This is a genomic window from Collimonas fungivorans, from assembly GCF_028292705.1.
Lineage (GTDB): Bacteria > Pseudomonadota > Gammaproteobacteria > Burkholderiales > Burkholderiaceae_D > Collimonas > Collimonas fungivorans_B.
Genome location: NZ_JAQGLV010000288.1, coordinates 1 through 14,491, shown reverse-complemented (window position 1 = coordinate 14,491; position 14,491 = coordinate 1). Strand labels below are relative to the sequence as shown.

Genomic DNA, 14,491 nt, shown 5'->3' with positions numbered 1-14,491 from the left:
AAAGGCAAGGAAGATCCGTATTCGCGGCTGACCATCTTCATGTGCATCGCGTCGGGTGTGAAACCGAAGACGACGGTGTCGGAGACCGAGGCCAGGTCCATGATCCGGCGGGTGCGCGAGCACGGCTTCGACAGCGCGGCGGTCTCGGCGTTTATCCGGAGTTCGGCGCCGTTCGAGATCAAGGACAATCTGCTGTCTTTGTGGGAGGATGAATTCCTGCCGGATGCGGAGGAATACCTGGTCGACGATGACGATCTCAAATACACGCGCGCCATGAAGTTCTTGAAAGAGAACTGCAACATCAAAGTCAAAAGCAGTTAAATGGGGTCAGAGTTTTTTTTCGCGCCCTTTGCGAAAATTACTCTGATCCCATTTAACGGGCTATGGAGCATGGCGGCAGCATTCGACGGCCTTCGTTCGTCGTTACCTAAAACGCTGACTACCCACTTCCTCGTAGCCAGACGCATTTTCTTCGTTGCGCAATAACCGGATGTTCAATAGAATCGTCGCTGGAACATTCCATCCAAATGGAAATCCGTTCCAACGTCGCTCGGACGGTTCCGGGCGCTAACGTGAAAGAAAACATGTCTGAATCCCCAACTCCGCGCAGATTTTCGCGCATCGATCGTCTTCCTCCCTACGTTTTTAACATCACCGCCGAGCTGAAAATGGCGGCGCGCCGCCGTGGCGAGGATATTGTCGACATGTCGATGGGTAATCCCGACGGCGCCACGCCGCAGCACATCGTCGACAAGCTGGTCGAGGTGTCGCAACGGCCCGACACCCACGGCTATTCCGCGTCCAAGGGCATTCCCCGGCTGCGGCGCGCGATCAGCCATTGGTACAAGAAACGCTACGACGTCGAATTCAATCCGGATACCGAAGCGATCGTCACCATCGGCTCCAAGGAAGGACTGGCGCACCTGATGCTGGCGACGCTGGATCGCGGCGATACGGTGCTGGTGCCGAATCCGAGTTATCCGATCCACATCTACGGCGCGGTGATCGCCGGCGCCGACATCCGTTCGGTGCGCATGAGTCCGGGCGTGGATTTTTTCGCCGAGCTGGAGCGGGCGATACGGGAAAGTTATCCGAAGCCGAAAATGATGGTGCTCGGATTCCCGTCGAATCCGACCGCGCAATGCGTCGAGCTGGAATTCTTCGAGCGCGTGGTCAAGCTGGCCAAGGAACATAACATCCTGGTGGTGCACGACCTGGCGTATGCCGACATCGTCTTCGACGGCTGGCAGGCGCCGTCCATCATGCAGGTGCCGGGCGCGCGCGATGTCGCGGTGGAGTTTTTCACGCTGTCGAAAAGCTACAACATGGCCGGCTGGCGCATCGGCTTCATGGTCGGCAACAAGGAACTGGTGGCGGCGCTGGCGCGCATCAAGAGTTACCACGACTACGGCAGCTTCACGCCGGTGCAGGTAGCGGCGATCGCGGCGCTGGAAGGCGACCAGCAGTGCGTCAAGGATATCTGCGCAAAATACCAGAGCCGGCGCGACGTGCTGGCCAAGGGTTTGCACGAAGCCGGCTGGATGGTGGACATCCCGAAAGCATCGATGTACATCTGGGCGCACATACCGGAAGCCTACCGCCATCTGGGATCGCTGGAATTTGCCAAGCAGCTGCTGGAAAAAGCCAAGGTATGCGTCTCGCCCGGCATCGGTTTTGGCGAATACGGCGACGAGTATGTGCGCTTTGCGCTGATCGAAAACGAAGCCCGGATCCGGCAGGCGGTGCGCGGCATCAAGGCCATGTTGCGCCAGTCCTGAGGGCGTTCGTCCTCTTTACGGGACAGGGTGCCGCCCTGTCCCGCTATTTCCAAATTTGCACGCCTTCCCTTGATCTCGCTCCCAGCTGACAGAAAACGTCACCACGGATGACAAGAGAGGGCAGTTTTGCAGGTTGAAAACCCTCGAATTACCAGGTTTTACGGGCTTCTCCGACCGATTTCAGCAGGCATTTCTTGGGCATGGAACTTGCAGCCAGGCATGCAACGATTCTCTCAGGCTTTTTGCGCCAGATCAGGTGCGGCTGGAAACCCATTCGATGATAAAAATTAGTGTTATTTCTTACAACAATGTGGCGCCCGAATCGCCCTTGTCGGCCGTGTTCGGCCGCGAGCCGAAAACCCTGGGCCGCAGCGAAGAAAATTATTTCGTGCTGGCCGATCCCAGGAATTTCGTCTCGCGCATCCAGGCCGAGATCAAGAGCGACGGCATCCGCCAATCCATCACCAATCTCAGCCGCGCCAATCCGATACTGCTGAACGGACATGAGATCGATGCCGAGGAAGAATACGATTTACAGATAGGCGACGAAATCCAGATCGGACTGTACTTATTGCGCGCGGAGGCGCAGCTCAACTTAATGAAAGATAACCCTGACATGACCAACCAGTCCGGCCAGCCATCGGCCAATCCGGTGAAACGGATAAGCGGCGGCAAGCCTTTGCTGAGCGTATCCGAGACCCGCCTGGCGGCGCTCGCGCAATTGAACCTGGAGCTGGCGGCAACTGCCAATGCGGCTTTGCCGACCTCGCCGGTGCGTCCGCTGAACACGATCCCCCGGGCGGCGGCGAATCCGGCGCCGGCCGACCTCGGCGAAGACAGCCCGGTCGAACCGTCCGCATCGGGCGAAGCGCTGGTGCAGGCGTTCATGAAAGGCGCCGGCCTGCCTGCCGGCACCCTGGCGTCGGAACTGACGCCGGAAATGATGGAAATCGTCGGCAAGCTGCTGGCGACGGCGGTGCAGGGCACGATAGACCTGAACGCCTCGCGCGCGCTGGTAAAACGCGAAGCGCATGCGGATGTGACCAAGGTAGTGGTCAGGAATAATAATCCGCTGAAATTCTTTTCCGACAGCCAGACCGTGCTGATCCAGATGCTGCGCAAGAAAATGCCGGGTTTCATGGGCGCCACCGAAGCCATGCAGGACGCTTACCAGGATTTGCAGGCGCACCAGGTGGGCGTGGTTTCCGGCATGCGCGCCACCATGAACGAGATGCTGCAGCGTTTCAATCCTGAAGTCATGGAGCGGCGCTCGAAAAAAGGCGGCATGCTCGATGCGCTGATGCCGTCCAAGCGCAAGGCAAAGTTATGGGATGCCTATGCTGAGCGTTACCAGCGGATTATCGCGGAATCCTCGCAGGACGATTTCCAGACCTTGTTCGGCAAGGCATTTTTACAGGCTTACGAAAGAAAAGTGGAAAAGCAGAGAAGAGAGACGCAGCATGCCTGAGCAATCGCTGCTGGCCGACATGGCGGTGCCGGTTGCCCTGAGCCTGGCGCAGCTGAGCCACGCCGGCGGCCGCCAGGTCAACCAGGATTCCTGGGGCAGCGTGCTGCAGGAAGACCTGGCTTGCGTGATTGTCGCTGACGGCGTCGGCGGCCAGTACGGCGGCGAGATCGCCTCGAATATCGTGGTCCATTCGATCATGGAAATGTTTGTCGAAGAAGCTTCGTTCGGCCCGCGCGCGTTGCAATCCTATATCGAGCACTCGGTGGCGCAGCTGAACCGGCGCCAGGCGCAGATCCCGCGCCTGAAAGACATGAGCTCGACGGTGGCGGTGCTGCTGATCGATCAAACCAACCGTTGCGCGCTGTGGGGCCACATGGGCGATACCCGCGTCTATCTGTTCCGCCGCCACAAGCTGCTCAGCGCAACCAAGGACCACAGCCTGATCCAGCAGTTCGTCGATGCCGGCCATTGCTCCCCCGACCAGTTGCGCAGGCATCCGCGCCGCAGCATCCTGAGCGCCGCCGTCGGCGTCGAGGGCAGCGCGCCTGCCGAGGTGATCCAGAACGCGGTCCAGATACAGGACGGCGACGCCTTCCTGATCTGTTCCGATGGCTTCTGGGAGTGGATCAGCGAGGCGGAGATGGAGCAGGCTGCAAGCCAGGCCAGTTCTGCCCAGGATTGGCTGGACCTGATGCATGGCATCGTCGAAAAAAACGGCAGCGCCTCCAATAGTCCGCTGGATAACTGTACTGCGTTTACAATTCATGTCGCTGAGCCTCGACCTTCAGCGAGCCGTTAGTGCTGACAGCTGTCCAAAATAATATTAAAACGCCGAATCCAGAGAATATGCAAAACGCCAAGCCGCTTGATCCGCAAGAAACGACGGCTGTCGAAAACTGCCTGCCCAAAGGCACCCGGCTGGCCGATTTCGAAATCATCGGCGTGATCGGCGAAGGCGGTTTTGGCATTGTCTATTTTGCTTTCGACCGCTCGTTGCGGCGCATGGTGGCGATCAAGGAATACATGCCGGGCGCGTTTGCCGGGCGCGGGCCGGATAAAAAAGTGGTGGTGCGGTCGCAGCGCCACCGCGAAACCTTCACCATCGGCCTCAAGAGTTTCATCAAGGAAGCGCGCCTGCTGGCGCAATTCGACCATCCGGCGCTGATCAAGGTCTACCGCTTCTGGGAACAGAACAACACCGCCTACATGGCGATGCGCTACTATGAAGGCCGCACTCTCAAAAGCGTGGTGCAGAATTCGCCGGCGCAGGTGACCGAAGCCTGGCTGAAAAGCATGCTCAAGCCGATGCTGGAAGCGCTCGACGCCATGTACCGGGTGCAGATACTGCATCGCGATATCTCGCCCGACAACATCATGATCCAGAAAAGCGGCGAAGCGGTGCTGCTGGACTTCGGCGCGGCGCGCCAGATCATCGGCGACATGACCCATTCGCTGACGGTGATCCTGAAGCCGGGATACGCGCCGATCGAGCAGTACGCCGACGACGCCATGATGAAGCAGGGGCCGTGGACCGATATCTATTCGCTGTCGGCGGTGATCTATTTCGCCATCGTCAAGAGCGCGCCGCCGACCTCCGTGGCGCGCATGATCAAGGACCCGATAGCCTGCCTGCAGGAGGGTGAGTACAGCGGTTTCAGCAAGGAGTTCCTGGCCGCCATCGACAAGGGCCTGGCAGTCAAGCCGGACGACCGCCCGCAATCGATAGAAGAATTCCGCAAGTTGCTGGACCTGGAGCTGTCGGTGCCGATGCCGATGCCGGACAATGAAGCTTCCGGCCCGATCGCATTCCGCCTGGCCAGCCGCAAGAAGCCGGGCGACGAACCGACCATCGCCGACGACAGGCGCGCACGCAAGCGGGCGGCGGCGCCCCCAAGCGTGCTGGACAAGCCGTTGAAGGCTCCGGCCTGGTGGATAGGCGCCGCCGTTGTCGTGCTGGCGCTGGGCGCCTACCTGTGGCTCAAGCCGGCCCGGCTGCCGGAGATGCCGGTTGCCTCGGCGCGCGCGCTTGCCGTGCCTGCGGCGCCGCCGCCGGCGCCTAAGCTGGCCGCCACGCCGGCTGAGCAGGTCCTTGACGAAGAAACCATCGTCTGGGAAACACTGAAACAGCTTAATGGCGTGACGCCGCAGCAGATCAACGCTTTCCTGCAGAAGTACCCGAACGGTCCGCATGCGGAAGCGGCGCGGACCAGGCTGGCGGAGCAGGGCAAGGGTGCGGAGAACGTTGCGGCGACGACGGCCAAGCCGGCCGAGGCCAAAGCGGTCGATCCGACCGGCGTGGTTTTGCTGACCATTAAGCCGTGGGGCAAGGTGCTGGTCGACGGCAGCATGAAGGGCGTCAGCCCGCCATTGAAAAAACTGCTTCTGTCGGAAGGCAAACATCAGATCAAGGTGGTCAATCCGAGTTTTCCTGATCGTGTTTTTGAAATTGACGTCAGTCCGAAAAAATCGCGTAATATCGACTACGATTTCTCGTCCCACTAAATGCATTTCAGCCAAGAACGCGTCATGATCCCCTCTTTTACCCGTATCAGCAGTTTTGTGATGCTGGCTGCAGCCGTCATGCTTGGCGCTTGCGACAGTCTCGACGCTATCACTAAACCGGCAACGGCAGCCTCGACGCCAGGCGGATCGACGGCAGCAGCGACTGCCGCCGCCGTCCCAGAACAACCGGCGCCGCCAGCCGCCTTGACCGACGGCATCGCCCTTTACAACAAGGGCAGTTACAGCGCCGCCATCAAGCGCTTTACCAATACCCCCGAGATCTGGTCGGCGGATATCCCGACCCAGACCGAAGCCCTGAAATACATGGCCTTCAGTTATTGCGTGACTTCCAGGAAAAAGCTGTGCCGCCAGCAATTCGACAAGGCCCTGAAGCTTGATCCCGGCTTTGACCTGACTGCCGGCGAAAAGGGCCACCCGCTGTGGGGCCCGGTATTCAACCAGGCCAAGAAGGCGGCCGCAATCACCGCAAAAAAATAAGATCGCGCTAGGAGCGAACCTGGCGCCCGAAGTCTGGCGCGGAGAATCCCGGCAGCTGCGGGATCCGCTCTGTCATGAAGTTCATGAAAATCGTGGCGCGCAGTGACTGGTAGCGGCGCGACGGATACAGCAGCGAGGCTTCCTGCCCCGCCGCGCTCCACGCCGGCAGGATGCGCCGCAGCTGGCCCGATTCGAGCAAGTCGTGCACCAGCCATGACGGACAGATGCCGAGGCCGGCGCCCATCAGGAAACTCTCGCGTATCGCCAGCGAACTGTTGACCAGGTAGCCGCTGCGGGTAGCAATCTGCACCGTGCCGCCCGGGCCGCTGAGCTGGCTCACTTCGCCATTGGCCGGCCGCGCAAAACCGATATAGCGATGGCTGGCCAGGTCTTCGGGCCGCCGGATTTCCGGGTGGCGCGCCAGGTAGGCCGGCGCCGCCACCAGGTAGCGCTGCGCGCTGGCGATCTTGCGTGCAATCATGTTCGGCGGCAGCGAACCGGCCAGCCGCAGCGCCACGTCGACGCCGTCCTCCACCAGGTCGACGAAGCGGTCGTTCAGGATCAGCTCCACCTCGATCTCCGGATACAGCTCCAGGAACTCCAGCACCAGCGCGTTCAGCCGCAACTGGCCAAGGCCGAGCGGCGCATTGACGCGCAACAAGCCGGTCGGCTTCTCGGTCAGGCCGCGAGCGTCGCTGACTGCTTCGCTGAATTCTTCCAGCACGCGTTTGGCGCGCTCATAAAAACGCTTGCCTTGTTCGGTGGTGGTCAGGCTGGTGGTGCTGCGCTCCAGCAAACGCACTCCGAGCTGTTTTTCCAGTGCGGCGATGGTCTTGCTGATGGTCGGTTGCGTGCTGTGCTGCTCGCGCGCCACTGCCGACAGGCTGCCGAGTTCGACTGCCCGCACGAAGCTGCGGCATGCCTTGATTTGGTCCATGTCATTCTGATCTGGAATGGTAATAGCGGATTATCGGTCTTCTTTCGATATATCGGGAAGAGGCTGCTGATTTATTCATTTCCATGAAGAAATATTTAATATAAAGTCATCGTTAGCGGTTTGCCATGCACTTTAAGAAAAGACCATGGCTTGAGCGCAAGGCAGACATGTTAAATTTTCAACTCCATTGTCGATTCACTAATCCAGGAGATTGCGATGAATGTTTGCAGGTTTCTATTCCGTTCCGCCATGCCGGCGATGCTGGCGATGGCTTTCAGCGGCGCCGCCGTCGGCCTGACGCTGGAGGATTACAAGAATCCCAGCCCCGCCTGTTTCAACCGCGCTACCCAGCCGCACCTGACCGTGGCCGATACGCATATCCACTTCCGCCCGTTCGGCGGCGAGTCGGTTTCCTACCACGACATGCTGCAGCTCATGGCCGACAACGGCGTGGTGTTCGGCGGCGTGATGGGCATCGGCCAGCGCCTGCCGTGGGATGCGCGTCCCGGCTGCGACTCCTACCAGGATTGCCGGGACCTGCCGGCCAATCCGACCATCAAGAACGATTTCGTCAACGCCGCCAATTTTGCCGAGTTCAAGTCGCCGGACCGCCAGCTGGTGTTTTCCATGACCTTTCCGGACCTGGCCAAACCGGCCGAAATCCCGGCCCTGATTGCGCTATACGACAAGGAGTATCCGGGGCTGTTCAAGCTGATGGGCGAAGCCAATGTGGTGAAGCAAGCCTTGTTCCCCAATGGCCATGTGCCGGTCACCACAGCCCAGATCGACCAGTGGGCGGACTTCATGAAAATCCTGCGCGAACGCAATATTCCGCTGACCTTGCATTCCGATCTGGGCAACGATACCGGGGAGCCGACCAAGTATCAGCCGCTCCTGATGCACATATTGTCGACATATCCGGACAACAAAATCATCTGGCTGCATCTCGGCATGTCAAGCCAGCAGATAACGATGGATCACCTGAATCACATTGTTCTGCTGAAGAGCCTGCTGGAAGGCTTCCCTAATCTGTACCTGGATATTTCCTGGGGAGTGCTGGAACAGAATTACTTCAGCAAGTATCGCGACACCTATGCCAATTTCATCAACAGCTATTCCAGCCGTATCATCACCGGTAGCGACTATGTAGCCTACAAGAACAAGCAGCCGGCCTATAACTATGCCGACGAGCTCAAGACTTCAAGTGAGATGAATGCCTACCTGAATGACGAAGCCTTCCGCAACATCGCCCTGGGCCAGACCTACCTGACCCTGCTTGGCATGAACAAGATGTATAACGCACCGAAAATCTGTTCCAAGCGTTAGACTGATGATGCTCATTCTTGATTGGAATGAGCATCATGCAATCCAACCCTCTACCATGCGCAATATGAAGAGCCTATCTTAGCGCTATCGAATTCCCGATAAACTCAAGGAGCTCTTCATGAATTATCCGAAAATCACCGCTGCACTGGCCCTTTTGTCTGCATTGGCAATGCCGGTCAGCAGCACACTGGCGGCTGGCAAGGATCCCGCGCAGCCTGGCTGGAGCGCTACCTGGAGCGCTAGTCCACAACCGACCTGGGAGGCCGGTTTCGCCTTGCCGACCAATATCCCGGCCAGCTTGTCGAACCAGACCGTACGGCAGATCGCCAGGATCAGCCTGGGCGGCAAGCGGGCCAGGGTAGTGCTGTCCAACGAGTACGGCACCACACCGCTGACGGTGGGCGCGGCGCATATCGCGCTGGCCGGCAGCGGCTCGGAAATCGCGGCCGGTTCGGACCGCGCCCTCACCTTCGGCGGCCGCGCAAGCGTGACGATTGCGCCAGGAGCGCCAGCGGTCAGCGATCCGGTCGATCTCGAACTGGCGCCGCTGGCCCGGGTCGCGGTCAGCATCTTCCTGCCGCAAAAAACTCCGCTGACTACCTTTCACTGGGAAGGCAAGCAGACCGCCTACATCGTGCCAGGCAATCTCGCGGCTGCTTCTGCAATCAAGACGGACCAGACCCTGGGGGCGCGCCTGTTCCTCAGCACGATCCTGGTCGAAGCCGCGCCTGCGGCACGCGTAGTGGCAGCCTTCGGCGATTCGATCACCGACGGCGCCGGCTCCACCCCGGACCGCAACCAGCGCTGGCCCGACCATCTGGCGCAGCGCCTGGCCAGGCAAAACGTTGCAGTAATCAACGCCGGCATTTCGGGCGCCAGGGTGTTGAGCGACAAGATGGGCGTCAACGCCCTCGCCCGCTTCGAGCGCGACGTGCTGAACCAGCCGGGCCTCGACAGCGTGATCCTGCTGATGGGCATCAACGACATCGGCTGGCCCGGCAGCAGCTTCACGCCGCAGGACCCTGCATTGGCTGCGGAGCGCCTGATCGATGGCTACCGGCAATTGATAGCGCGGGCGCGCCTGCACCATGTACGCATAGTCGGCGCCACCCTGACGCCATTCGAGGGCGCATTGCAGGATACGGAGCTGAAAGGCTATTATTCCGCGAGCAAGGAGCAGACCCGGCAAGCGGTGAACCAATGGATACGCAGCAGCGGTGAATTCGACGCGGTCATCGATTTCGACGCCGTGCTCAGGGATCCGCAGCATCCGCGGCGCTTCCTGCCGGCCTTCGATTCCGGCGACCATTTGCATCCTGGCGACCGCGGTTACCGCGCCATGGCGGATGCGATTGATCTGGCAACATTGTTGGGGCCACGCTGATTAGGATGCCTTGAAATAGGTTAGTGGCTCTAATCGCCGCTGAAACAGGGCAGTTTCAGCGATCTGCCGGCGCTTTTCAGGTAGATTCCGGCCTGTCACCGACTTTTGCAGCGCTACCGCTTCTTGGAAAAACCTATGTCCCATCCTGTCTACCCGCACCTGCTCGCCCCGCTCGACCTCGGTATCACCACCCTGAAGAACCGGGTAGTGATGGGTTCCATGCACACCGGCCTGGAAGACCGCTTTTTCCACTATGGGAAGCTGGCGGAATATTTCCGGGCGCGCGCCAAGGGCGGCGTCGGCCTGATCGTGACCGGCGGCATTTCTCCCAGCCGACAGGGCTGGCTGTTGCCGTTCGGCGGCACCATGAACAGCGTGGGCGACATCCACAACCATAAACGCCTGACCAGCGCCGTGCACGAAGAAGACGGCAAGATCGTGATGCAGATCCTGCATGCCGGACGCTACGGCTACCAGCCGTTCGTGGTGTCGGCCTCGGCGATCAAGTCGCCGATTTCGCCGTTCAAGCCGCGTGCGCTGAGCGAAAGCGGGATCCAGTCCACCATTGCGGCTTACGTGCGCTGCGCCGAGCTGGCCCAGCGCGCCGACTACGACGGCGTGGAAATCATGGGCAGCGAAGGATACCTGCTCAACCAGTTCCTGTCGCCGCGCACCAACCGGCGCCAGGACCAGTGGGGCGGCAGCATTGAAAACCGCATGCGGCTGGCGCTGGAAATCGTGCGGCGCATGCGCGCTGCGGTCGGCGAGCGCTTCATCATCATGTACCGCTTGTCCTTGCTGGATCTGGTGGAAGGCGGCAATACCGGCGCCGAAGTAGTGGCGGTGGCGCAGGCGCTGGAACAGGCCGGCGTGACCTTGATCAATACCGGCGTCGGCTGGCATGAGGCGCGCATCCCGACCATCGTCACCTCGGTGCCGCGCGGCGCCTTCCGTGAAGCGACGGCGCGTCTCAAGCGCGCGGTCAAGATCCCGGTGATCGCTTCCAACCGCATCAATACACCGGAAGTGGCGGAGCAGATCCTGGCCGAAGGCGACGCCGACATGATATCAATGGCGCGGCCGTTCCTGGCCGATCCCGAATTCGTACTGAAGGCGCAGCAGAACCGCGCCGATGAAATCAATACCTGCATCGGCTGCAACCAGGCTTGCCTCGATCACACTTTCAAGCGCCAGCGCGCAACCTGCCTGGTCAATCCGCAGGCTTGCCATGAAACCGAACTGGTGTACCGGCGCAGCGTGAAAGCGCGGCGGGTGGCGGTGATCGGCGCCGGCCCGGCCGGTTTGTCTGCGGCTACCGTGGCAGCCGAACGCGGTCACCAGGTGACGCTGTTCGAGGCTGCGGCCCAGATCGGCGGGCAGTTCAATATCGCCATGCAGATTCCCGGCAAGGAAGAATTCAGCGAAACCATCCGTTACTTCCATCACCGCCTCAAACGCACCGGCGTCGCACTGCAGCTGAACCAGCGTGTCAGCCGCGAGCAGCTGGTGGCGCTCGGTTTTGACGACGTCATCGTGGCGACTGGCGTAACGCCGCGCAATCTGCGCATGCCGGGGATCGACCATCCGATGGTGCTGTCCTATCTCGACGTATTGCAGCGCAAGGCGCCGGTCGGCAAGCGGGTGGCGGTGATCGGCGCCGGCGGCATCGGTTTCGATTTGTGTGAATTCCTGCTGCACGATGCGCATGTGCCTTTGCCGGTGCCGATTGCGGAATGGATGGATGAATGGGGCGTCGATCCGCTGGCGGCGGAATCGGGCGGATTGCGGCCGGCTGCGACGGTCGTGCCGGTGCGGGAAATCCATCTGCTGCAGCGTAAACAGAGCAAGGTGGGGGCGGGCTTGGGCAAGACGTCGGGCTGGGTGCATCGCAGTGTGATGCAGCGGAATGGCGTGCAGATGCTGGCGGGGGTCGATTACCAGCGGATTGACGACCAAGGTTTGCATGTCAGCGTGGGTGGCGTGGACCGCTTGCTGGCGGTGGATAACGTGGTGATCTGCGCCGGACAGGAGTCCTTGCACGACTTGATTCCGGCTGAGGCCATTGCGCCTGGCAAGCCGGGCGAGGCGGTGAAAACCAGGGCGCAGCAGACGGGCTTGCGTTATCACGTGATTGGCGGCGCGTCGTTTGCCAGCGAGCTGGATGCAAAACGTGCGATACGCGAAGGCGCGGAACTCGCCGCGGCACTGTAGTTAAATGGGGTCAGATTTTTTCGCGGTTCTTTGCGAAAATTACTCTGCCTCCATTTAACAGCCCCCGCTGGACGCCATCGCCATAGTTGCTTATGATCTTCATTCCAGACTCCCACAAGGAAACGATCTCATGACAACCAGCCAACCCGCTGCGCAGCAAACCGCCACTCCGCAATTACGGGGCTTGTACCCGCCGCTGGAACCTTTTAAATCCGGCTTGCTGGATGTGGGCGACGGGCATCAGGTGTATTGGGAATTGTGCGGCAATCCTGATGGCAAGCCTGCGGTATTCCTGCATGGCGGTCCGGGCGGGGGTTGCAATGCTGATCACCGGCGCCTGTTCAATCCGGAAAAATATTGCGTCATGCTGTTCGATCAGCGCGGTTGCGGGCGGTCGACGCCGCACGCTAACCTGGAAGCCAATACGACCTGGCATCTGGTGGCCGATATCGAACGGTTGCGCGAGATGATGGGCGCCGAAAAATGGCTGGTGTTCGGCGGTTCCTGGGGCAGCACCCTGGCTCTGGCGTATGCCGAGAAACATCCGCAGCATGTCAGCGAGCTGATGCTGCGCGGTATATTCACCGGCACGCATGAAGAGGTGCAATGGTATTACCAGGACGGCGCGTCGCGCCAGTTCCCGGACAAGTGGGAAGATTTCCTGGCGCCGATTCCTGAGGCCGAGCGGCAAGACATGGTGGCAGCCTACAGCCGTCGCCTGACGGGTGCCGACGAAACCGCCAAGCTGGCGGCGGCGAAAGCATGGAGCGTGTGGGAAGGCAGCACGGTCAAGCTGATTCCCGATCCTGCGTTGGCCGAAGCGCACGACGAACCGGAATTTGCGATCGCTTTTGCCCGCATCGAAAATCACTATTTCACCCATGGCTGCTTTTTTGACGATGACCAGTTGCTGCGCGATGTCGCGCAGTTGCGGAATATTCCCGGGGTTATCGTGCAAGGCCGCTACGATGTCTGCTGCACGCCGAAAACCGCATGGGCCTTGCACAAAGCGTGGCCTGAAGCGGAACTGCACATCGTTGCCGATGCCGGCCATGCGTATAGCGAGCCGGGCATCTTGCATCAGCTGATTCTGGCCACCGACAAGTTCGCTGCTTGAGCAGGGAATCGAGCAGGTACTGAGCAGCAACTGAGCCGGGCACGATGCAAGCGGAGGGCGCCCTACCCTCCGAAGAATGCTGCAATGGCTGATCATTCAGGAGATCCGGTATGCCACGACCGCTTCGCTTGCGATATGTATTGCCAGTCTTGCTGGCGGCAGCCGGCATGATCTCGCCGGCCAGCGGCGAAACCCTGAAAAACTGGTTCAACGATCCATTCATCCAGGTGCGCAGCGCCGTCGCCGATTGCCCGCAGCCGCTGGGGCCGCTGGCGAGCGAAGAAGAGATGCGCAAGGAAACGCACTGGCGCAGCGAACGCGGCACCACCTGCTGGCTGGCCGGAAAATGCGACAAGCCGAATTCCTACCTGTACGACGCGCCGATCGCGCGCGCGGTGCAAGCGCATTTTGCCGCCGAGCCGGGCTTCGCTCGCAACAGCAGCCTGTGGCTGACGTTCCAGCGCCGCTTCGTCTGGATCGAGGGTTGCAGCGCCGATCCGGCTATCGATGCAGCCACGCTGGAAACTTTTGTCCGCGCTGAACCGGATATCGAACGCGTGATTGTTAACCTGCGCACGGCGGGCGACAGCAAGCCGCCCTATCCGCTGGCGCCGAACGCCGTGCCGCTGCCGCCAGCCAAATAAATTGACGCCGGATGTCCGCTTGGCTTTCGATTGTTAAGTTGAAACGTAACAATCGACGCCAGGAATTTTCGGTTTGCGAAAGACGGCAAACCGTTTAGAGTGGCCGTGCGACGCGCGGGATGAGCCAGCGCGCTGTGTCTGGAAAACAAAAGGTAAGTTATGAAACTGTCCCTGATCCCCCTGCTGTTTGGCGCTCTGCTGGTATCCGATATGGTGATGGCGGATGATCTGTCGATGTCCATCGGCGACATGCTGACCGACAAGGATGTGATGCAGGCCGCCAATGCCTGCCTGCTGAGGCATCCGAAAGGCGCCAATGTATTTGTCGAAAACGTTTATCCTATGAATCACGGCATGGTAGGCGTCGTCACGGCCGATGCTTCCGGGCGCCGCTACGATTGCAATGCCGAACTGGGCACCGGGAAAGTGCGCGGCAGCGAACCGATAGTGGAACCCAAGGGGCCGCTGTTCGTATCGGTCAGGCAGATGCCGGCGCCGCCGCAAGGCGAGTGTTTCAGCAGCAGCCCGCTGGTGATCGGCAGGCAGCTGCAAGGCTGGCTGCTGAGCCAGACCGGCAAATGCGGTGGTGTATCCTGGAACGGCATCGCCGCTGGCGCGAAAAGCCA

12 protein-coding genes and 1 pseudogene are annotated in these 14,491 nt (G+C 60.4%); 12 read left to right on the top strand and 1 reads right to left on the bottom strand.

The features are described from left to right. From JWQ61_RS16100 to JWQ61_RS16075, 6 genes and pseudogenes are all read left to right on the top strand, one after another. Positions 1–321, top strand: a pseudogene (locus JWQ61_RS16100) (hypothetical protein); the annotation flags it as partial. Positions 322–584: 263 nt separating this feature from the next. Then, positions 585–1,778 (top strand): alanine transaminase, encoded by a 1,194-nt coding sequence (gene alaC / locus JWQ61_RS16095; RefSeq protein ID WP_304361418.1) that lies wholly within the window; start codon positions 585–587, stop codon positions 1,776–1,778. 277 nt (positions 1,779–2,055) lie between these two features. Beyond that, positions 2,056–3,246: a type VI secretion system-associated FHA domain protein TagH gene (tagH, locus tag JWQ61_RS16090; protein ID WP_304361417.1), complete on the top strand. Its 1,191-nt coding sequence runs from the start codon at positions 2,056–2,058 to the stop codon at positions 3,244–3,246. Continuing rightward, entirely contained in the window at positions 3,239–4,045 is an 807-nt protein-coding gene (locus JWQ61_RS16085) for a PP2C family serine/threonine-protein phosphatase (RefSeq protein ID WP_304361416.1), read from the top strand. Before tagH ends, JWQ61_RS16085 begins: the two co-directional genes overlap by 8 nt. A 47-nt stretch (positions 4,046–4,092) precedes the next feature. Then, positions 4,093–5,748 (top strand): serine/threonine-protein kinase, encoded by a 1,656-nt coding sequence (locus JWQ61_RS16080; protein WP_304361415.1) that lies wholly within the window; start codon positions 4,093–4,095, stop codon positions 5,746–5,748. 24 nt (positions 5,749–5,772) lie between these two features. Next, positions 5,773–6,246: a TssQ family T6SS-associated lipoprotein gene (locus JWQ61_RS16075; protein ID WP_304361414.1), complete on the top strand. Its 474-nt coding sequence runs from the start codon at positions 5,773–5,775 to the stop codon at positions 6,244–6,246. Between the two features lie 7 nt (positions 6,247–6,253). Here the strand turns inward: JWQ61_RS16075 and JWQ61_RS16070 are convergent, their stop codons facing one another. Next, complete coding sequence (locus JWQ61_RS16070) at positions 6,254–7,183, bottom strand: LysR family transcriptional regulator (RefSeq protein WP_304361413.1); 930 nt, start codon at positions 7,181–7,183, stop codon at positions 6,254–6,256. Positions 7,184–7,399: 216 nt separating this feature from the next. On the opposite strand from JWQ61_RS16070, the gene JWQ61_RS16065 reads away from it, so the two are divergent. The 6 genes from JWQ61_RS16065 to JWQ61_RS16040 all read left to right on the top strand — a co-directional run. Continuing rightward, positions 7,400–8,509, top strand: coding sequence for a hypothetical protein (locus JWQ61_RS16065; RefSeq protein WP_304361412.1), 1,110 nt, complete (start codon positions 7,400–7,402; stop codon positions 8,507–8,509). Positions 8,510–8,627: 118 nt separating this feature from the next. Further along, positions 8,628–9,893: an SGNH/GDSL hydrolase family protein gene (locus JWQ61_RS16060; RefSeq protein WP_304361411.1), complete on the top strand. Its 1,266-nt coding sequence runs from the start codon at positions 8,628–8,630 to the stop codon at positions 9,891–9,893. Positions 9,894–10,028: 135 nt separating this feature from the next. Then, complete coding sequence (locus tag JWQ61_RS16055) at positions 10,029–12,104, top strand: NADPH-dependent 2,4-dienoyl-CoA reductase (RefSeq protein WP_304361410.1); 2,076 nt, start codon at positions 10,029–10,031, stop codon at positions 12,102–12,104. Between the two features lie 130 nt (positions 12,105–12,234). Beyond that, positions 12,235–13,221 (top strand): prolyl aminopeptidase, encoded by a 987-nt coding sequence (pip, locus tag JWQ61_RS16050; RefSeq protein WP_304361409.1) that lies wholly within the window; start codon positions 12,235–12,237, stop codon positions 13,219–13,221. 110 nt (positions 13,222–13,331) lie between these two features. Continuing rightward, positions 13,332–13,865 carry a BON domain-containing protein gene (locus JWQ61_RS16045; protein ID WP_304361408.1) on the top strand — a complete coding sequence of 178 codons (534 nt, stop codon included), beginning with the start codon at positions 13,332–13,334 and terminating at the stop codon, positions 13,863–13,865. Positions 13,866–14,024: 159 nt separating this feature from the next. Continuing rightward, on the top strand, positions 14,025–14,491 hold a 467-nt coding region (locus JWQ61_RS16040), incomplete at its 3' end, for a hypothetical protein (RefSeq protein WP_304361407.1).

Coding starts and splice junctions, on each gene's coding strand:
- JWQ61_RS16060 (WP_304361411.1), top strand. CDS start 8,628: ATGAATTATCCGAAAATCACCGCTGCACTGGCCCTTTTGTCTGCATTG.
- tagH (WP_304361417.1), top strand. CDS start 2,056: ATGATAAAAATTAGTGTTATTTCTTACAACAATGTGGCGCCCGAATCG.
- JWQ61_RS16055 (WP_304361410.1), top strand. CDS start 10,029: ATGTCCCATCCTGTCTACCCGCACCTGCTCGCCCCGCTCGACCTCGGT.
- alaC (WP_304361418.1), top strand. CDS start 585: ATGTCTGAATCCCCAACTCCGCGCAGATTTTCGCGCATCGATCGTCTT.
- pip (WP_304361409.1), top strand. CDS start 12,235: ATGACAACCAGCCAACCCGCTGCGCAGCAAACCGCCACTCCGCAATTA.
- JWQ61_RS16085 (WP_304361416.1), top strand. CDS start 3,239: ATGCCTGAGCAATCGCTGCTGGCCGACATGGCGGTGCCGGTTGCCCTG.
- JWQ61_RS16075 (WP_304361414.1), top strand. CDS start 5,773: ATGATCCCCTCTTTTACCCGTATCAGCAGTTTTGTGATGCTGGCTGCA.
- JWQ61_RS16080 (WP_304361415.1), top strand. CDS start 4,093: ATGCAAAACGCCAAGCCGCTTGATCCGCAAGAAACGACGGCTGTCGAA.
- JWQ61_RS16045 (WP_304361408.1), top strand. CDS start 13,332: ATGCCACGACCGCTTCGCTTGCGATATGTATTGCCAGTCTTGCTGGCG.
- JWQ61_RS16065 (WP_304361412.1), top strand. CDS start 7,400: ATGAATGTTTGCAGGTTTCTATTCCGTTCCGCCATGCCGGCGATGCTG.
- JWQ61_RS16070 (WP_304361413.1), bottom strand. CDS start 7,183: ATGGACCAAATCAAGGCATGCCGCAGCTTCGTGCGGGCAGTCGAACTC.